The organism is Thauera humireducens (assembly GCF_001051995.2).
GTDB classification, from domain to species: Bacteria; Pseudomonadota; Gammaproteobacteria; order Burkholderiales; family Rhodocyclaceae; genus Thauera; species Thauera humireducens.
On record NZ_CP014646.1, the window covers coordinates 2,863,664 to 2,882,566 of the forward strand.

Below are 18,903 nucleotides of genomic sequence, written 5' to 3' on the forward strand. Positions count from 1 at the left end.
GGTGCAGCCGACCTCCCCCGGGTTGTATACTGCGCCACTTTCAACCGCTTACGGCAGTATCGAGGGGCATATGGCTGGTCATTCCAAGTGGGCCAATATTCAGCACCGCAAGGGGCGTCAGGACGAGAAGCGCGGCGCCGCGTTCTCCAAGCTGGCAAAGGAAATCACCGTCGCCGCCAAGATGGGCGGAGGTGACCCGGGCTTCAACCCTCGATTGCGCCTGGCGGTGGACAAGGCCAAGGGCGTGAACATGCCCAAGGACAAGATCGACAACGCGATCAAGAAGGGCACCGGCGAACTCGAAGGCGTGAGCTACGAAGAGATCCGCTACGAAGGCTACGGCATCGGCGGTTCGGCGGTGATGGTCGATTGCCTCACCGACAACAAGACCCGCACCGTGGCCGACGTGCGCCATGCCTTCTCCAAGTACGGCGGCAACATGGGCACCGACGGCTGCGTGGCCTACCAGTTCAAGCACTGCGGCCAGCTGCTGTTCGCCCCCGGCACCAGCGAGGATGCACTGATGGAAGCCGCCCTCGAGGCGGGCGCCGAGGATGTGGTCACCAACGAGGACGGCTCGATCGAAGTCATCACCGGCCCGTGGGAGTTCACCGCGGTCAAGGAAACGCTGGAGAAGGCGGGCTTCACCGCCGAGTTCGGCGAAGTGACGATGAAGCCGGAGAACGTCATCGAACTGGCCGGCGACGACGCGGTGCGCATGCAGAAACTGCTCGACGCCCTGGAAGCCCTGGACGACGTGCAGGAGGTCTATACCTCGGCGGAGTTCGACGAGTAAGCTGTCGCTCCTCGTTCCGCATCCCTCGCAAAGCGGCGCCCAGCGCCGCTTTTGCTTTTCCGGCCCCCTTCCCGACATGACGACCGCCTCCCTGTTCCAGCGGGCCACGCCGCTCCTCTTCGTGCTGCTGTGGAGCACCGGCTTCATCGGCGCCAAGTTCGGCCTGCCCTATGCCGAGCCGCTGACCTTCCTGAGCACCCGCTACGTGCTGGTGATCGCGCTGATGACGCTGCTGGCACTGGCGATGCGCGCGCCCTGGCCTGCGAGCCCGCGCGAGGCCTTCCACATCGGCGTCACCGGCCTGCTGGTGCATGCGCTGTACCTGGGCGGGGTGTTCATGTCCATCCATCGCGGGCTGCCGGCCGGCGTGTCGGCCCTGGTCGTGGGCATGCAGCCGCTGCTGACGGCCGCCGCCGCGGGCCTGCTGCTGGGCGAGCGGGTATCGCGCTGGCAATGGCTGGGGTTGGCGATGGGCTTTGCCGGCGTAGGCCTAGTGGTGGGCAGCAAGACCACGATCGACGCGGCAGCCCTCGCCGAGCTGGGCCACATGCTGGCACCGGCGCTGGCGGCGCTGATCGGCATCACTGCCGGCACGCTGTACCAGAAGCGCTTCTGCCCGCGCTTCGACCTGCGCACCGGCTCGGTGGTGCAGTTCGTGCCCTCGCTGGCGATCACCGCGCTGCTCGCCAGCCGGACCGAGACGATGGAGATCGCCTGGGACGGCGAATTCGTGTTCGCCCTGCTGTGGCTGGTGCTGGTGCTGTCGCTCGGCGCGATCAGCCTGCTCAACCTGCTGATCCGCAGCGGCAGTGCGGTGAATGTCGCCAGCCTGTTCTACCTCACACCGCCCACCACGGCGCTGATCGCGTGGGCGATGTTCGGCGAGACCCTGAGCGCGCTCGCGCTCGCCGGCATGGCCATCGCAGTGGCCGGGGTCTGGCTGGCACGCAAGGGCTAGAATGCAGGCTCCACTTCACGGAGGGACCACCATGCTGATGACCACCACCGCCACGCTCGATGGCCGTCCCGTGCGCCAGTACCTGGGCGTCGTCAATGGCGAAGCCATCATCGGCGCCAACCTGTTCAAGGACATGTTCGCGTCGATCCGCAACGTCGTCGGCGGCCGCGCCGGCAGCTACGAGCGCACGCTGGCCGACGCCCGCCGCATCGCCATGGAGGAGATGGAGGAAGAAGCGAAGAAGCTCGGCGCCAACGCGGTGATCGGCATCGACGTCGACTACGAGGTGCTCGGTGCCGACAACGGCATGCTGATGGTGTGCGTCAGCGGCACCGCGGTGCAGGTTTGAGCACCGCCTCGCGCAACGTCGCCACGCGCATCCTCGGGCTGGACCCGGGGCTGCGCATCACCGGCTTCGGCCTGGTGGACCACCTCGGCAGCCAGCTGCGCTACGTCGCCAGCGGCTGCATCAAGACCCGGGACGGCGAACTGCCCGGCCGCCTCAAGACCCTGCTCGACGGGGTGCGCGAGGTGATCGCCACCTACCAGCCCGACGTGGTCGCGGTGGAGAAGGTGTTCGTCAACGTCAACCCGCAGTCCACCCTGCTGCTGGGCCAGGCACGCGGCGCGGTGATCTGCGGCGCAGTGTCCTGCGACCTGCCGGTGGCCGAATACACCGCGCTGCAGGTCAAGCAGTCGGTGGTGGGCTACGGCAAGGCCGCCAAGGAGCAGGTGCAGCACATGGTGCAGCGCCTGTTGACGCTCGACGCCAGCCCCGGCCCCGACGCCGCCGATGCGCTGGCCTGCGCCATCTGCCATGCGCACGGCGCCCAAGGCCTGGGCGGTCTCGCCGGGGTCGGCACGCGACGCCGCGCTGGGCGCATCCTGGCCTGAAAAAAATTTCGCCACGGGTGTTGCGCTGCGGGGAAGTGATCGGTATCATTCGCGGCTCTTGATCGACGGCAACGGCGATCTGCCGAAAGGCACCGGGGGTATAGCTCAGTTGGTAGAGCAGTTGACTCTTAATCAATTGGTCCTAGGTTCGAGTCCTAGTGCCCCCACCAGATTCAATGAAAGGCCGATTCGAGAGGGTCGGCTTTTTTGCTCCCGAGGGTAGCAAGTTCGGAAGCAGGCAGGGGTCTGCCCATGTAGCTCAGTGGCAGAGCACTCCCTTGGTAAGGGAGAGGCCGGCAGTTCAATCCTGCCCATGGGCACCAAGCGGGCCCTGCCGACACACGGTTTCATGCGGGAATAGCTCAGTTGGTAGAGCGCAACCTTGCCAAGGTTGAGGTCGCGAGTTCGAGACTCGTTTCCCGCTCCAGTTTCAGCGCTGGATGCCGCCAGGCATGCAGCTCCGGAGTGGTAGTTCAGTTGGTTAGAATACCGGCCTGTCACGCCGGGGGTCGCGGGTTCGAGCCCCGTCCACTCCGCCACGCATCGCACGCAAAACGCCAGTCCTCCGGGACTGGCGTTTTGTTTTTGTGCGCCCGCCTGCAGCGGTGGCGATCCCCGGGCGTAAAAAAGCCAGCCGCGCGGGCTGGCTTTCTGTCGTGCGGGTGAGACGATCAGGCGGCGGTCTTGAACAGCGAGACGGTCGCCGTCGTGCCCTTGCTGACCGCATCGACCGTGGCCGCTGCGGCCTGGTCGACGTTGGCCTGGGCCACCTCGGACACCTGCCGCACCAGCTGGGTCGCGCCTTCGTAGGCGGACGAGGCATTGACCACGGCGGTCTTGAGCGCGGTGACGGCGAAATCCGAGCCCATCGGCGCATTGCGGTTCAGGCCTTCGAGCGTCACGATCACGCCCTGCAGCCACTGCGACATGCCGGCCTCGACCAGCTTCAGCAGTTCGGCCTGGGTCTGGCTGGCGACGCTGCCGACCGTCTTGGCATAGGCAAAGCTCTTCTGCAGCGCAGGGGTAACGGTGCCGAGCTGCAGCTCGACCAGCGCCTTGGGATCGCGCGCGGCGAGCAGGGCCTGGCTCAGCGCGATGCCGTCGTCGAGCAGGGCGCGGGTGGTGTTCAGGTTGAGGGCGGTCAGATGCTCGGCAGCCGACATCAGGCTGTCGCCGGCGGCGGACAGGTCGGCGACGCGCGCTTCGGTGGCGGTCTTGAAGGTGGCGAGCATTTTCTCGGGCGAGGCGTTCATGGTGTACTCCTTTGCGTGGGTGACACCGAAGCAATCCTGCGGTGTGGTTTTATGTTGCACTGCAACATAGATTAACGCAAGCGTTTTTTATGCGGGGACTTCCGAAACCATGACACTGTCGGCGATTCAAGTCGTGCTGCTGGTGCTGGCCTGGAGCGCCTACGCGGTGCTGCATTCCGCGCTCGCCTCGCTGACGGTCAAGCGCTGGGTCGCCGCGCGCTGGCCGCACCGGGCGCACGGCTACCGGCTGGGCTTCAACCTGCTGGCGGTAGTGTTGCTGTTGCCCCCGCTGTGGCTGACCTTCGACTGGCGCGGCGCCCTGCTGTGGAGCTGGAGCGGGCCGTGGGCCTGGATGGCGAACGGGCTGGCGCTGGCGGCCGTGGCGGGCTTCGTGTGGTCGACGCGCTACTACAACATGGCGGAGTTCAGCGGCGGCGCGCAATGGCGCAAGGCGCACTGCGCGGTCGAGGATCCCGGCCGGCTGCGGCTGTCACCGCTGCACCGCTACGTGCGCCACCCCTGGTACAGCCTCGGCCTGGTGATCCTGTGGACGCGGGACATGGACGAGGCTCGGCTCGTGAGCACGCTGTGCATCACCCTGTACCTGTGGCTCGGTTCGCTGCTCGAGGAGCGCAAGCTGCTGGCCTTCCACGGCGCGGTCTATGCGGATTACCGTCGGCGCGTGGCCGGTCTGGTGCCCTGGCCCGGGCGCATCCTGCGCCGCGAGGAGGCCCGCGCCCTGGAGGCGCGGGCACGGACGGCAGCGGCCGCGGAGGTGCAGCCGCGGCCCCGCGGCTGAAGCCCGCCTCAGTCGGCGGACACGTCGCCCGCGGCCGGCTCGCGCAACATTGCCTCGGGCACGTCCTGGATGCGCGGCCGCGGCTCGATCTCCTGCGGCCAGGTCGTCCAGTCGGGATCGGGCAGTTCGGCGAACACCCGCCGCAGGCTGGCACCCCACTGGCCGTGGATCATGTCGAAATAGGGATTGTCCCAGTCGATGCTGACGTGGCGGGTCACCTTCAGGCCGTCGCGCCTGTAGATCAGCAGATCGAGCGGCAGGCCGACCGACAGGTTGGAGCGGATCGTCGAGTCCATCGAGATCAGCGCGCACTTGGCCGCCTCGTCGAGCGAGGTGTGGCAGTTCACCACGCGGTCGATGATCGGCTTGCCGTACTTGGACTCGCCGATCTGGAAGTACGGCGTGTCGCTGGAGGCCTCGATGAAGTTGCCCGCGGCGTAGATGTTGAACAGCCGCGGCGGCTCGTCGGCAATCTGGCCACAGAGGATGAAGGAGGCGTTGAAGTCGACGCCGAACTGCTGCAGCGCCTCGGCGTCGCGCTGATGCACGCGGCGGATCGTGTCGCCGACCAGGCGCGCACACTCGAACAGCGTCGGCGCGCTCCACAGGCTCTGGCGGTCCTGCACCGCCGCATGCTCGCGCAGGATGTTGATGACCGACTGCGTGATGGCGAGATTGCCGGCGCTCATCAGCACCAGCACGCGGTCGCCGGGGCGCTCGAACACCGTCATCTTGCGGAAGGTGTTGATGTGGTCCACGCCCGCGTTGGTGCGCGAGTCGGACAGACAGACGAGCCCCTCGTCGAGGCACATCGCAACGCAGTAGGTCATGCAAGCAATCCTGTCAGGTCATTGCTCGACGACGACGCCCGGCGGATCGGCGGGCGGCAGCGCCATGAAGCGTTCAGGCGGCGACCGGAACGAGAAAGTTGTCGCCGATGCGGTCCCCCAGGCGGTTGATGCGCTCGAGGAAACGCTCCAGCCACGGGTGCAGGCCGGTGTCGAAGATGTCGTCCATGCGGCCATAGTGCAGGGTCGCGTGCAGTTCGCCCGCCTGGCGTGCGGCCTCGGCCGAATGCAGGTTGGCGATCTGGCCGAGGATGTCGTTGACCGCGTCCACGCAGGAATGCAGCGAACGCGGCATGGCATCGTTGAGGATCAGCAGCTCGGCGACCTTGTACGGCGTGATGACGTCGCGATAGACGTGGCGGTAGGTCTCGAAGGCCGAGACCGAACGCAGCAGCGCGCCCCACTGGTAGTAATCGGTGGTGCTGGTCGGGCTTTCGTTCTGCGGCAGCAGGCTGTGATACTTCACGTCGAGCAGGCGTGCGGTGTTGTCGGCGCGCTCGAGGAAGGTGCCCAGGCGCACGAACTGGAAGGCGTCGTCGTGCAGCATGGTGCCGAAGGTGACGCCGCGCAGCAGGTGCGAGCGGAACTTCACCCACTCGAAGAACTCGCCGAGGTCGGTGGCCTGCAGCTTCTCCGGCGTCATGTCGCGGATCTCGAGCCAGGTGGCGTTGGTGGTTTCCCACATCTCCGCGGTGAGCGTGCCGCGCACCGCATGCGCGTTCTCGCGCGCGGCGCGCAGGCAGTTCCACACGCTCGACAGGTTGTTGCGGTCGAGCACGACGAACTCGATGACGTCGCGCGGCGTCAAGGGCCGCCCGGTGCGGGCGAAGGCCTCGGTCAGCTCGCTGATGGCGAGGATCGCGCCCCAGCCGTCGTCGTAGCAGCCGTTATTGCGTGGCAGCAGCGACATGCGGTACGACACGTCCAGCATGCGCACGGTGTTCTCGGCACGTTCGGTGTAGCGTGCCATCCAGTACAGGTGGTCGGCGGTGCGGCTCAGCATGATGATTCTCCCGGCGTGATTCGATGCGCGATCGGATTCAGTTGACGACCCAGGTGTCCTTGGTGCCCCCGCCCTGCGAGGAATTGACCACCAGCGAGCCGGCCTTCATCGCCACACGGGTCAGGCCGCCGGGCACCATGCGGATCTCCTTGCCCCCGGACAGCACGAAGGGGCGCAGGTCGATGTGGCGCGGTGCGATGCCGGCGTCGACGAAGGTCGGGCAGGTCGACAGGGACAGCGTGGGCTGTGCGATGTACTTCTCGGGCGCGGCGAGGATGCGCTGGCGGAAGTCCTCAATCTCGGCACGGGTCGCGGCCGGGCCGACGAGCATGCCGTAGCCCCCGGCGCCATGGACTTCCTTCACCACCAGTTCGGGCAGGTGCGCAAGCGTGTAGGCGAGGTCGTCCGGCTCGCGCAGCATGTAGGTCGGCACGTTGTTGAGGATCGGTTCCTCGCCGAGGTAGAAGCGCACCATCTCCGGCACGTAGGGGTAGATCGACTTGTCGTCGGCCACGCCGGTGCCGACCGCGTTGGCCAGCGTCACCCGCCCGGCGCGATAGGCGGACATCAGGCCCGGCACGCCCAGCATCGAATCGGGGCGGAACACCTGCGGGTCGAGGAAGTCGTCGTCGAGGCGGCGATAGATCACGTCGACCCGGCGCGGTCCCTGGGTGGTGCGCATGTAGACGGTGTCGTCCTTGACGAACAGGTCCTGCCCCTCGACCAGCTCGACGCCCATCTGCTGGGCGAGGAAGCTGTGCTCGAAGTAGGCGCTGTTGTAGGCGCCGGGTGTCAGCACCACCGCCGTCGGGTCGAGCACGCCGGCGGGCGCGACCGCACGCAGGGTCTCGAGCAGCAGATCGGGGTAGTGCTCGACCGGCTGCACGTTGTAGCGCGAGAACAGGTCGGGGAAGAGCCGCATCATCATCTTGCGGTTCTCCAGCAGGTAGCTCACGCCCGAGGGCACGCGCAGGTTGTCCTCCAGCACGTAGTACTCGCCCTTGCCGTCCGCGCCCGCCGCCCGCACCAGATCGATGCCGGCAATCATCGCGTACAGGCCGCCCGGCACCTCGACGCCCTTCATCTCGCCGCGGAACTGGGCGTTGTTGAGCACCTGGTCGGCCGGCAGGCGGCCGGCGCGCAGGATCTCCTGGCCGTGGTAGATGTCGGCGAGGAAGGCGTTGAGCGCTTTCACGCGCTGGCGCAGGCCGGCTTCGAGCGCCGTCCACTCCTCGCCCGGAATGATCCGCGGCAGCAGGTCGAAGGGAATCAGGCGCTCCTTGCCCCCTTCGGCGCCATACACGTTGAAGGTGATGCCGACGCGGTGGAAGGCGACGTCGGCCTCGCTGCGCTTGCGCTCGATGCGCTCGCGCGGCGTGTCGGCCAGCCAGTCGGCGTAGGCGAGGTAGTGCGGACGGACGGCGCCATCCGGGGCGTGCATTTCATCGTAGGGTTTCGCGGCGGTGGTCGTGCTGTCTGCGGTCATGATTGGGCTCCCTTGCGACGCGATTCAGCAGAAAGCGTGCCAATCCCGCGAAGCACGCACGGATGCGGCTTCGCAGCCTGCTGCGCGGCGGGCACTGCGGTGGTGCGCACCACCACGGCATCCGATGCATCAACATGGTGCGCGGATGTCGTCGCACGGGGCCTCCACCGGCATCACCGTCACCGCCACCTCGACGGCATGCCCGGCCCCACCGAGGATGACGCCGCGCAGCGGACACACGTCGCCGTAGTCGCGCCCCCAGGCCAGCGTGATGTGGCCATCGCCGGGCTGCATGTCGTTGGTCGGATCGAACTCCACCCAGCCCACGCCGGGACACCACACGCCCACCCAGGCGTGCGAAGCGTCGGCCCCGACCAGCCGCGCCTGCCCCGGTGGCGGCGCGGTCAGCAGGTAACCCGACACGTAGCGCGCCGCCAGCCCGAGCGAACGCAGGCAGGCGATCATCAGCTGCGAGAAGTCCTGGCACACGCCGCGCCGCGCGGCGAAGACCTGGGCGACCGGCGTGGCGACGTCGGTCGCGGCCGGATCGAAGCGGAAATCGGCGTGGATGCGCGCAGACAGCGCCGCGCTCGCCTCGAGCAGCGGACGCTCGGGCGTGAAGCACGGCAGGGCGTAGTCCGCGTAGCGCGCCGCCTCGGCGCCGAGCGCCACGAAGGGCGAGGCGAAGCGGTACTGCCCGGCGTCGCGCGCCTCGGCCTGCAGCGGCGCATGGCCCGACAGGGCATCGCGCAGATGGTCGCGCGCCGCCTCCCACGGCAGGCTGGCAGCCGGGTCCGGCCAGTCCGGCGCGAGCACGCCGACGCGGCTGCGCGCCCGCACGCTCAGGCGGTCGTGCGCGGCATAGAGGCTGAAGCAGCTCACCGGATTGCCGAAGAAGTCCGTCCGCTCGCGCCGCTGCGCCGGCACCGGATCGATCTCCAGCACGTACGACACCAGCCGCTGGCGCAGGCTTTCACGCGGCCGCAGGTGCGCGACCTGCTGCGACAGCAGCACCGGGCTGGTGTAGCGGTAGGTCGTGTCGTGAAGCAGCTCGTAGAACTGCATCGCGTCGGCGGGCCGTTCAGCGGGAGGCCGTGGCATGGCTGCGCGCGTCCAGGTGGGTGAAGTAGCGCTGCGAGAGGACATCCGACAGCGTGTTGCCGGCCGCCCAGATGCGCTGAAGCAGGCCGAAGACCGTGGCGCAGGCCGCGGCGGCGTGGGTCGCCCGGCCGTCGGCAGCGAGGCCGGCCAGGCAGTCGCAGTCGGCGACGGCATCGAGCTCGCGCATCAGCACGGCCAGGGGCTCGCCCAGCGCGGCGCCATCGGGCAGGCGCGCCAGGTGGTCGACCAGCGAATCGAGCTGGTAGCGCAAGGCGCGCGGGTTGTCGCCGTCGAACATCACCAGCTCCGCGACCGGCCGCGGCGCCAGGCCGCGCGCATGACGGCTGCGGTAGCGGATCTCGCCGTCGGTCACGGCCAGCAGGGCCTCGAGCGCGCCTCGCTGCGGCACCGCCAGCAGCACCGCCAGCGCCGAAGCGAGGAACTGCAGGCGCTCGATGCGGCGGCCGATCGACAGGAAGCGCCAGCCGGCGTCGCGCGGCATGCTCTCGATGACGAAGCCCGACAGCGTCACCAGCGACAGCAGCGATTCGTCGAGGCGGTGCATCGCCTCACCCAGGCCGGGCGCCTCGGTCACCGGCGTCGCAAATCCGGCGAGGCGGTTGTAGATGCGCCAGCTGTCCGGCGACAGGCGGTCGCGCAGTTGCGCGGCCAGCCGCAACACCATGCGCAGGTTGGCGACGACGCTGCCGCTGCGCGTGTCGTCGAACAGGGCGCACGCCAGCGCCTGCGCACTTGCGCCGCCTTCGCCACCCTCCGCGTCCTCCGCGCGCTCGCCCGCCCGCGGCAGCACGCCGCAGCGCCGGCACAGCTCGGCCAACGCGGCCACCGTGGGCGAATCCGCCTGCGCAGCGGCCTCGCCCGCGGCCGGCCCGACGTGGTCGAGCACGGCCAGCCCGCCGACGCGGCCCAGCGTCTCGCGCCCCAGGCGCGCTGCGCCGTCGGCACGCTCGCTGTAGCGGCCGAGCCAGAAGAAGCTCTCCGCCACACGGCTGGCCAGTCCCGGTGCCGCGAGGCTACGCTCGCGCAGCGCGATCTGCCCCGGCACCGCGGGGCGCCGGCTTGGTCGCACCGTTTCCGCCGGGCCACTGAGCACCCACGCATCCTTGCTGCCGCCACCGTGCTGCATCGACACCACGCGCATGTCGGTCTCGGGTGCCACCCGCACCAGGCCGCCCGGCATCACGCGAAAACCGTCGGGGCCGACCGCCGCGAACACCCGCAGCCCGATGTTGCGCGCCACCAGGCCCGCGGCCGGTTCGTCCTCAGCCGCCAGCACCGGCGCCTGCGAGATGTTCACCATCTCCTGCGCGACGAACTCGAACGGACGTGCGGCAATGCGCGCGGCGAGGCCGTCGAGCTCCGCCGCCGGCAGGTCGCGACAGAACAGCGGACCGGCGCCCACGGTCGGGTAGGCCGGCTTCACCACCAGCTCCCGCAGGTGCTTCAGCGTGTAGTCGCAAGCGGCCTTCTCGCCGCACCACCAGGTCGCGACCGAGGGCATCCTCAGCTTCTGGCCGAGCAGGTGTTCGGCCAGGCGCGGCAGGTAGCCCAGCAGCGCGCCGGTCTCGAGGATGCCGCTGCCCAGCGCGTTGGCCACCGCGACCTGGCCGGCGCGCACCGCCGCCACCAGGCCGGCCACCCCCAGCGCCGAGTCGTCGCGCAGCTCGAGCGGGTCGCACCAGATGTCGTCGACGCGGCGCAGGATGACATGCACCCGGCGCAGGCCCTCGAGCGTGCGCAGGAAGACCTTCTCGTCGCGCACCGTCAGGTCCTGCCCCTCGACCAGCGGAAAGCCCATCTCGCGCGCCAGGAAGGCGTGCTCGAAATAGGTTTCGTTGTACGGACCGGGCGTCAGCACGACGATCAGCGGGGCATCGCCGTCCCCGGCCCGGCCCGGCCCCTTCTCCTCTCCTCCATCCTCCGGGGCCAGGGCCGCCAATCCGTCACGGAAGGTCTCGAAGAAGGGCACCAGCGGCTGCACGCCCGCAGCGCGATACAGCTCGGGCAACGCACGCGCCACCACGCCGCGGTTCTCCAGCGCATAGCCGGCGCCCGACGGGGCCTGGGTGCGGTCGGCCACCACCCACCAGCGGCCGTCCGGCGAGCGCGCCAGATCCACCGCATACAGATGCAGGAACAGGTCGCGCGGCGGCCTGGCCCCGACCAGCGGACGCAGGAACCCGCTGTGGCCGTAGATCAGCGCCGGCGGGATCAGCCCCTGCTGCAGCAGGTTCTGCTCGCCGTAGAGGTCGGCGAGGATGCGGTTGAACAGCGTCGCGCGCTGCAGCACCGCCGCCTCGATCTGCGCCCATTCCGCCGCCGGCAGGATGTAGGGCAGCAGGTCGAGTTCCCAGGGCCGCTCGAAGCCGCGCGGATCGGCATACACGTTGTAGGTGATGCCGTTCTCGTGGATCTGCCGGCGCAGGGCCTCACGCCGCGCCGCGGTCTCGGTCGCCGGCATCGCCGCCAGGCCGTGGAAGAAATCGCGCCAGTGCGGTCGCAGCACCACCACGCTGCCGATGCGCTGGCACAGCTCGTCGTAGCGATCGGGCCGTGCAGCGTAGTCGGCGAGCAGTTGGGGCGGGCTGTGCGGCTGGACCTGCATGCTTCTTCAGCCCTGTCGACGCAGGTCGAGCGTGAACGGGAAGTCGGCGTTGCGCTCCGCCGCCACCGGCGCGATCCGGCCCGGCGTGTGGCCGGTGGTGGTGAAGCGCGCCAGGCGCCGGCCTTCCGCTTCGTAGGGATTCACCGGGTAGGTCTCGTAGTTGCGCCCGCCCGGATGCGCCACGTGGTACACGCAGCCGCCCATCGAGCGCTGCATCCAGCCATCGACCAGATCGAACACCAGCGGCGCATGCACACCGATGGTCGGATGCAGGCAGGACGGCGGCTGCCAGGCGCGGTAGCGCACGCCAGCGACGAACTCGCCCACCGTGCCGGTCGGCTGCAGCGGCACGGCGCGGCCGTTGCAGCTCAGCACGTGACGGTCGTCGTTGAGCCCGGACACCTTCACCTGCAGCCGCTCCACCGAGGAGTCGACATAGCGCACCGTGCCGCCGGGCGCACCCTCCTCGCCCATCACGTGCCAGGGCTCGAGCGCCATGCGCAGTTCGACGCGCACGCCGCGCGCCGCGAACTCGCCGTACTTCGGGAAGCGGAACTCGAAGTGCGGTGCGAACCAGTCGAACTCGAGCGGGTAGCCGAATTCGCGCAACTCGGTGACGACGTCGCGGAAGTCCTCCGCCACCCAGTGCGGCAGCAGGAAGCGGTCGTGCAGCTCGGTGCCCCAGCGCCGCAGGCGGCCGGGGGCGTAGGGCTGCTGCCAGAAGCGCGCGATCAGCCCGCGCAGCAGCAGTTGCTGGGCGAGGCTCATGCGCGCATGCGGCGGCATCTCGAAGGCCCGCAGCTCCAGCAGGCCGAGCCGGCCGGTGGCGCTGTCCGGGCTGTAGAGCTTGTCGATGCAGAACTCCGAACGGTGGGTGTTGCCGCTGGCGTCGATCAGCAGGTTGCGCAGCAGGCGGTCGATGAGCCAGGGCGGCACCGCCTTGCCGATCTCGGGGAACTGCTGGAAGGCGACCTCCAGTTCGTGCATCGAGTCGTGGCGCGCCTCGTCCACCCGCGGCGCCTGCGAGGTCGGGCCGATGAACAGCCCGGAGAACAGGTAGGACAGGCTGGGGTGGTTGTGCCAGTAGCTCACCAGGCTGCGCAGCAGGTCGGGCCGGCGCAGGAAGGGTGAGTCGGCCGGCGTGGCGCCGCCGAGCACGAAGTGGTTGCCGCCACCGGTGCCGGTGTGGCGGCCGTCGAGCATGAACTTCTCGGTCGACAGCCGCGACTGGTGGGCTTCCTCGTACAGCGTGGTGGTGCGTTCGACGAGTTCGTCCCAGCTGCCCGCGGGGTGGATGTTGACCTCGATCACGCCTGGGTCCGGCGTGATGCGGAAGTGCTGCAGGCGCGGATCGGACGGCGGCTCGTAGCCTTCGAGCACCACCGGCAGCTTGAATTCGGCGGCCGTGTCCTCGATGGCGGTGACGATCTCGAGGTAATCCTCCAGCGCCACCGTCGGCGGCATGAAGAGATGGAGCAGGCCGCCGCGCGGTTCGGCGCACAGCGCGCTGCGGGTGATCCAGGCCGCCGACTCGAAGGGCGCCGGGCGGCGTGCCGGGTCCACAGCTTCGTCGCGGCTCGCCAGCGCGGCCTCGGCGGCGCCGGTAAGCGGCATGGCGGCCTCGCCCTGCGTGCCATGGAAACCGGCATGCGCGGCGCGACCGGGCGTCCAGCCGCCACCGTGGGCGGTATAGCCAAGCCCGCTGTCGGCGCCGACGGTCGCCCCTGTCGGCCGCAGCTGCTGGCGCAGTTCGGCATGCGCCGGCAGCGCGGGGAAGGCCTGGTTGGGGTCGGCGGCATGGATCCACGGGAAATCGCCCTTGCCCACCCAGGGCTGCGAATCCAGCGGCAGGCGGTAGCCGATCGGCGAATCGCCCGGGATCAGGTACAGGCGTTCGGCACGCAGGAACCACGGACCGCTCTGCCAGCGGCCGGCACCGCCGTGATTGCGCACGATCGGCAGCACATGGCCGATGACCTGCTTCAGGCCCCGGTCGAAGACCTTGGTCAGGCGCGCGCGCTCGAGCGGATCGTCGACGCGCGAGTCGTGCGGATCGACGTTGGCCGGCAGCCGGCGCTCGCGCCACAGGTAGTACCAGGCGTCCTCGAAGGCCGGCATCATCCACTGCGCCTCCACGCCCAGGCGCTCGCCGACGCGGACGAGGAAGCGCGCCGCCATCGCCTCGTCCACCGCGGTGGCGGAGAGTTCGCGCGCGAACAGGTCCGGATCGCGCCAGATGGGTTCGCCGTCACGGCGCCAGTAGCAGTTCAGCGACCAGCGCGGCAGCTGCTCGCCCGGGTACCACTTGCCCTGGCCGAAATGCAGCAGGCCCTGCGGCGCGTAGTGGTCCTTGAGGCGGAACATCAGGTTCTCGGCCAGCGTGCGCTTGCTCGGCTTGCTGGCATCCCGGTTCTGCGGGTCGAGCGCGTCGCTGTTCCAGGCCGCGCCGTCGCGGTCGTCGAGCGACACGAAGGTCGGCTCGCCGCCTTGGGTGAGACGTACGTCATTGGCCGTCAGGTCGCCGTCGATGCGGTGGCCCAGCGCCTCGATCGCCGCCCACTGTTCGTCGGTGTAGGGCTTGGTGACGCGCGGCGCCTCCCACACGCGCTCGACCTTCATGCGGTGCTCGAACGCGCACTCGCACTCATCCGAGAAGCCGGTGACCGGCGCCGCGGACGAGGGCTCGGGCGTGCACGCCACCGGGATGTGGCCCTCGCCGGCAAAGAGGCCCGAGGTCGGGTCGAGGCCGACCCAGCCTGCACCGGGCAGGTAGACCTCGCACCAGGCGTGCAGGTCGGTGAAGTCCACCTCGGTGCCGGAAGGGCCGTCGAGCGACTTCACGTCGGGCGTGAGCTGGATCAGGTAGCCGGACACGAAGCGCGCCGCCAGCCCGAGGTGGCGCAGCAGCTGCACCAGCAGCCAGGCCGAGTCGCGGCAGGAGCCGCTCGCCAGCGTCAGCGTCTCTTCCGGGGTCTGCACGCCGGGCTCGAGCCGCACCAGGTAGCGGATGTCCTGCTGCAGGCGCTGGTTGAGCGCGACGAGGAAATCGACGCTGGCCTTCGGCTCGCGCGGGATGGCTTCGAGGTAGTCGAGGAACTTCGGCCCCAGCGCGGTAGCCGGCGCCTTCAGGCGGTAGGGCGCCAGCTCCACGCTCAGGCCCTCGTCGTAGGCGAAGGGGATCTTCTCCGCCGCCGGCTCGAGGAAGAAGTCGAAAGGATTGATGACCGACATCTCGGCCACCAGATCCACCTCGATGCGCAATTCGGTGGTCTTCTCGGGAAAGACCAGGCGCGCGAGGTAGTTCGACTGCGGGTCCTGCTGCCAGTTGATGAAATGCCCGGCGGGCTCGACCTTCAGCGAATAGGCATGGATCGGCGTGCGGCAATGCGGCGCCGGACGCAGACGCACGACCTGCGGCGACAGGCTGACCGGGCGGTCGTAGCGGTAGTGGGTGACGTGGTTCAGCTTGACGTGGATGGACACGAAGGCCTCGCGATGCGCAGATGGGCAATGCCAATCGAACAGCAAGAAGCGTGCGCGGACGACGATGCGCCCCGGCGCCTGCGGAGGGTCCGCCAGGGCCGACGCCTCGCCCGCGCACATGCACCTCCACGGCGCATCGCGCACCAGCCCGGTGCGGGCTCGCGCCACCCGCATCAAGGAATGCCGCCGCGGGAACTGGCAGAATCGGGGGGCCTCAGAGAAGGACACTGGCCCGGCCCCAGGACGGGACCGCTTCGCGCCCCCTGTCGGCGCCGCCCGCCGGCGCTCCACCCCGATGACCCGAACCGCACCCGCCTCGCTGCCACGCACCCTCGCCCTCGCCTACGCGCTGCTGATCGCCTACGCCTGCCTGCATCCGCTGACCGGCTGGCAGGCGAGCGGACTGCCCCTGTTCGACTACCTGATCGCGCCCTGGCCGAAGTACTTCATCCTCGAGGACTTCGTGTTCAACATCCTCGGCTACCTGCCCTTCGGCTTCCTCGCCGCCGCGGCGATGCCGGCCACATGGCCCGCGTGGCGCGGCATCGCGCTGGCCACCCTGCTCGCGGGCCTGCTCAGCCTCGGGCTCGAGACCGCACAGAACCTGCTGCCGAGCCGCATCGCCAGCAACCTCGATCTGGGGGGCAACATCCTCGGCGGCCTGCTCGGCGCGCTGCTGGGCGTGCGCTGGGGACAGGCCTGGTTCGGCGCGCGAGGCTTCTTTCACCGCTGGCGTGCCGAGTGGGTCATCGGCGGGCGCACCGGCGAGGCCGGGCTGATCCTGCTCGGGCTGTGGCTGCTCGGCCAGCTCAGCGCCACCGACCTGCTGTTTTCCAGCGGCGACCTGCGCAGCCTGCTGGGCATCGCCGCCCCATTGGCCTTCCAGCCCGAACGCTTCATCGCCTTCGACGCCGCGCTCACCGCAGCCTCGATCCTCGCCGTCGGCCTGTTCGCGCGCTGCATGATGCGCGGGCGCAATCCGCTGCCGATCGTGCTGTTGCTGGCGCTGGGCATCGGCGCCAAGTCGCTGGCGACCGCCACCTTCTTCGAACCCGGCACGCCCCTGGCCTGGCTCACGCCGGGTGCCGAACGCGGTCTGGTGATCGGCGGCGCCCTGCTCACGCTGACGCTGCTGCTGCCACGCCTGCTGCAGCACGCGCTGGCGGGCACCGCGCTGCTGGTGGCGACGGCCCTGGTCAACCTGATGCCCGAGAATCCCTACCTGGCCTACAACCAGCGCCTGGCCCAGTACAGCAACATCCTCAACTTCCACGGCCTGACCGAACTCGTCGACAGCCTGTGGCCCTTCGTCGCGCTGGCCTACCTGTCGGCGCTCGGCCTGTGGCGCGGCGAACACCTGACCGCCCGGGCGGGGCAGGCCCGCCGCGGCCTATAATCCGCTCCACTTCCCGGTGCGCCGCGCGGCGCACCCGAACCGCTGCGAGACACCGAGACCCCATGAGCTACTTCAAACACCACGTCTTCTTCTGCTGCAACCAGCGCGCCGCCGGCGAAACCTGTTGCAACGACCACCAGGCCAGCGAACTGCAGACCTACGCCAAGGAGCGCACCGCCGCGCTCGGCCTGAAGGGCAAGGGCAGCGTGCGGGTGAACAAGGCCGGCTGCCTGGGCCGCTGCGACGAAGGCCCGGTGCTGGTCGTCTACCCGGACAACGTCTGGTACACCTACGTCGACAAGGAAGACATCGACGACATCATCGACAACCATCTGGTGCATGGCCGCGTCGTCGAGCGCCTGCGCCTGCCGGAGGACGCTGCATGAGCCGCCCGCTGCCCACCGAATCCGCCCTGCTGCGCGGCCCCGAAGGCCAGATCGAGGTGCTGATCGACGCCCCGGAGACGGTCCGCGGCATCGCCCTGGTCTGCCATCCGCACCCGCTGTTCGGCGGCGCCAACACCAACAAGGTGGCGCACACGCTCGCGCGCAGCTTCCGCGACCTGGGCTTCGCCGCGATCCGGCCGAACTTCCGCGGCGTGGGCCAGAGCGACGGCACGCACGACGAAGGCGTCGGCGAGACCGAGGACATGCTGTCGGTGCTGAGCTGGGCGCAGTCGCGCTGGGGCAGCCTGCCGCTGGCGCTGGGCGGCTTCTCCTTCGGCAGCTACGTGCTGACGCGCGTCGCCAACCGCCTCGCCGACGGCATCGCGCCGCCACGCCAGCTGATCCTGGTGGGCATGGCGGCCGGCGAGACCACCGGCAGCGGGCGCCGCTACGAAACGCCGACGGCGCCGGCCAACATCCCGACCCTGGTCATCCACGGCGAGAACGACGAGACCGTGGCGCTGGCCAACGTGCTCGACTGGGCGCGGCCGCAGGAGCTGCCCGTCACCGTGGTGCCCGGCGCCGACCACTTCTTCCACGGCAAGCTGCACGTGATCCGCGACGTGATCGCGCGCAACGTCAGCCGCGCCGACGCGGGCTGAACGCGGCGCTCAGAACCCGAGGCGGGGCTCGCCCGCGACCAGCGCCTCGCCCGCCACCGGCGCGCCAAGACACATCCCCCCGCCTCTCTGCAACAATAGCCGTGCGCCCGGCGGCGATGGGCTCACGCCGCGCGACCACCCCGTCCAAGGAGACTCGCCCCATGAAACTGCTCGCCTCGCTCACCAGCCCCTACGCGCGCAAGATCCGCGTCGTGCTTGCGGAAAAGAACTTGCCGTTCGAACTCGTCGTCGACTCCCCGTGGGAAGCCAACACCCGCGTGCCGACGCTCAATCCGCTGGGCAAGGTGCCGGTGCTGGTCGCGGACGATGGCGAGACCTTCTTCGACTCGCCGGTCATCGTCGGCTATCTCGAGACGCTCGGCGTCGCGCCCGCGCTGTTGCCGGCCGATCCGCTGGCGCGCGTGCGCGCCCGTCAGGCCGAAGCGCTGGCCGACGGCATCACCGACGCCGCGGTGGCTGCCTTGCTGGAGTCGCGCCGCCCGGACGGCGAGCGCAGCGCACGCGAGATCGAGCGCCAGCACCACAAGATCGAACGCGGACTGGTCGAACTCGGGGCGCGGGTCAGCAGCCAGCGCGGCTTCGACGGGGCTGCGCTGCAGATCGGCGACGTTGCCGCCGGCTGCGCGCTGGGCTATCTCGACCTGCGCTTTCCCACGCTCGACTGGCGCGCCAGCCACCCGGTACTGGCCGCCTATGCCGCCCGCCTGCTAGCACGCCCGAGCTTCGTCGACACCACGCCGCCGGCGGGCTGAGGCCGGCCGTATCGGCCGGCGCCGCGCGTCGGCCAATTGATGCGGAGCAGGTCAAACGGCCGGCGACTCTGGGACAATCGCGGTCTGCCACTCGGAGACCGCCATGGCCGATACGCTGCTTGTCCTGACCAACCTGCCCGACCGCGACAGCGCGGACGCGATGGCCGCTGCGCTCATCGAGGCGCGGCTCGCCGCCTGCGTGAACGTCCTCGCGCCCTGCACTTCGGTCTATCGCTGGCAGGGCGCGGTCGAGTCCGCGACCGAGGTGCCGCTGCTGATCAAGACCACCGCCGGGCGCTACCATGCGCTCGAGGCTGCGATCCGCGCCCGCCACCCCTACGAACTTCCCGAGATCGTCGCGGTCCCTGTGGTGCTGGGCTTGCCCGGTTATCTCGACTGGGTCGCGCGCGAGGTCACCACGGATGCCTGAGCCCCGCCC

Annotated in this window: 17 protein-coding genes and 4 tRNA genes; 14 read left to right on the forward strand and 7 right to left on the reverse strand. The window is 69.7% G+C overall.

Translation table 11 applies throughout. The annotated features are described in order from the left end of the window. Positions 1–70 precede the first annotated feature (70 nt). The 8 genes from AC731_RS13450 (at position 71) to AC731_RS13485 (ending at position 3,187) form a co-directional block, all read left to right on the forward strand. Complete coding sequence (locus tag AC731_RS13450; protein WP_004293214.1) at positions 71–796, forward strand: YebC/PmpR family DNA-binding transcriptional regulator; 726 nt, start codon at positions 71–73, stop codon at positions 794–796. 76 nt (positions 797–872) lie between these two features. Then, on the forward strand, positions 873–1,754 hold the full coding sequence (locus AC731_RS13455) for a DMT family transporter (RefSeq protein WP_004293212.1): 882 nt from the start codon (positions 873–875) through the stop codon (positions 1,752–1,754). 31 nt (positions 1,755–1,785) lie between these two features. Continuing rightward, entirely contained in the window at positions 1,786–2,103 is a 318-nt protein-coding gene (locus AC731_RS13460) for a heavy metal-binding domain-containing protein (protein ID WP_048706846.1), read from the forward strand. Beyond that, positions 2,100–2,648, forward strand: coding sequence for a crossover junction endodeoxyribonuclease RuvC (gene ruvC / locus AC731_RS13465; protein ID WP_004293208.1), 549 nt, complete (start codon positions 2,100–2,102; stop codon positions 2,646–2,648). The genes AC731_RS13460 and ruvC overlap by 4 nt, the downstream gene beginning before the upstream one ends. A 94-nt stretch (positions 2,649–2,742) precedes the next feature. Next, positions 2,743–2,818: transfer RNA gene (locus AC731_RS13470), tRNA-Lys, on the forward strand. Between the two features lie 78 nt (positions 2,819–2,896). Beyond that, positions 2,897–2,971: transfer RNA gene (locus AC731_RS13475), tRNA-Thr, on the forward strand. Positions 2,972–2,999: 28 nt separating this feature from the next. Then, positions 3,000–3,075 (forward strand) — tRNA-Gly (locus AC731_RS13480). Positions 3,076–3,110: 35 nt separating this feature from the next. Further along, positions 3,111–3,187 (forward strand) — tRNA-Asp (locus AC731_RS13485). A gap of 132 nt (positions 3,188–3,319) precedes the next feature. Here AC731_RS13485 and AC731_RS13490 read toward each other — a convergent pair. Next, complete coding sequence (locus AC731_RS13490; RefSeq protein ID WP_004293206.1) at positions 3,320–3,901, reverse strand: phasin family protein; 582 nt, start codon at positions 3,899–3,901, stop codon at positions 3,320–3,322. A gap of 109 nt (positions 3,902–4,010) precedes the next feature. Between AC731_RS13490 and AC731_RS13495 the strand changes: the two genes are divergently transcribed. After that, entirely contained in the window at positions 4,011–4,700 is a 690-nt protein-coding gene (locus AC731_RS13495) for a methyltransferase family protein (RefSeq protein WP_048706848.1), read from the forward strand. A gap of 8 nt (positions 4,701–4,708) precedes the next feature. On the opposite strand, the gene AC731_RS13500 is transcribed toward AC731_RS13495, so the two are convergent. The 6 genes from AC731_RS13500 to AC731_RS13525 all read right to left on the reverse strand — a co-directional run bounded on the left by AC731_RS13500 (position 4,709) and on the right by AC731_RS13525 (position 15,247). Next, a complete protein-coding gene (locus AC731_RS13500; RefSeq protein WP_048706850.1) occupies positions 4,709–5,530 on the reverse strand; it encodes a proteasome-type protease in 822 nt (273 codons plus the stop codon). Positions 5,531–5,603: 73 nt separating this feature from the next. After that, positions 5,604–6,551 (reverse strand): alpha-E domain-containing protein, encoded by a 948-nt coding sequence (locus tag AC731_RS13505; RefSeq protein ID WP_004293200.1) that lies wholly within the window; start codon positions 6,549–6,551, stop codon positions 5,604–5,606. A 37-nt stretch (positions 6,552–6,588) separates the two neighbouring features. Then, the gene (locus tag AC731_RS13510) at positions 6,589–8,037 is read right to left on the reverse strand and encodes a circularly permuted type 2 ATP-grasp protein (protein ID WP_004293198.1); all 1,449 of its coding nucleotides are present in this window, start codon (positions 8,035–8,037) and stop codon (positions 6,589–6,591) included. A gap of 129 nt (positions 8,038–8,166) precedes the next feature. Then, the gene (locus AC731_RS13515) at positions 8,167–9,102 is read right to left on the reverse strand and encodes a transglutaminase family protein (RefSeq protein ID WP_048706852.1); all 936 of its coding nucleotides are present in this window, start codon (positions 9,100–9,102) and stop codon (positions 8,167–8,169) included. Positions 9,103–9,118: 16 nt separating this feature from the next. Continuing rightward, positions 9,119–11,764: a circularly permuted type 2 ATP-grasp protein gene (locus AC731_RS13520; protein ID WP_048706854.1), complete on the reverse strand. Its 2,646-nt coding sequence runs from the start codon at positions 11,762–11,764 to the stop codon at positions 9,119–9,121. Between the two features lie 6 nt (positions 11,765–11,770). Next, the gene (locus tag AC731_RS13525; protein ID WP_048710138.1) at positions 11,771–15,247 is read right to left on the reverse strand and encodes a transglutaminase family protein; all 3,477 of its coding nucleotides are present in this window, start codon (positions 15,245–15,247) and stop codon (positions 11,771–11,773) included. A 295-nt stretch (positions 15,248–15,542) separates the two neighbouring features. On the opposite strand from AC731_RS13525, the gene AC731_RS13530 reads away from it, so the two are divergent. The 5 genes from AC731_RS13530 (at position 15,543) to cutA (ending at position 18,894) form a co-directional block, all read left to right on the forward strand. Beyond that, the gene (locus tag AC731_RS13530; protein WP_048706856.1) at positions 15,543–16,643 is read left to right on the forward strand and encodes a VanZ family protein; all 1,101 of its coding nucleotides are present in this window, start codon (positions 15,543–15,545) and stop codon (positions 16,641–16,643) included. Between the two features lie 62 nt (positions 16,644–16,705). Then, positions 16,706–17,029 carry a (2Fe-2S) ferredoxin domain-containing protein gene (locus AC731_RS13535; RefSeq protein ID WP_004292657.1) on the forward strand — a complete coding sequence of 108 codons (324 nt, stop codon included), beginning with the start codon at positions 16,706–16,708 and terminating at the stop codon, positions 17,027–17,029. Further along, positions 17,026–17,691 (forward strand): alpha/beta hydrolase, encoded by a 666-nt coding sequence (locus AC731_RS13540; RefSeq protein WP_048706858.1) that lies wholly within the window; start codon positions 17,026–17,028, stop codon positions 17,689–17,691. Before AC731_RS13535 ends, AC731_RS13540 begins: the two co-directional genes overlap by 4 nt. A gap of 161 nt (positions 17,692–17,852) precedes the next feature. Next, positions 17,853–18,464, forward strand: a complete 612-nt coding sequence (locus tag AC731_RS13545) for a glutathione S-transferase (protein WP_048706860.1) — start codon at positions 17,853–17,855, stop codon at positions 18,462–18,464. Between the two features lie 103 nt (positions 18,465–18,567). Then, positions 18,568–18,894 (forward strand): divalent-cation tolerance protein CutA, encoded by a 327-nt coding sequence (cutA, locus tag AC731_RS13550; RefSeq protein ID WP_048706861.1) that lies wholly within the window; start codon positions 18,568–18,570, stop codon positions 18,892–18,894. Positions 18,895–18,903: the final 9 nt, after the last annotated feature.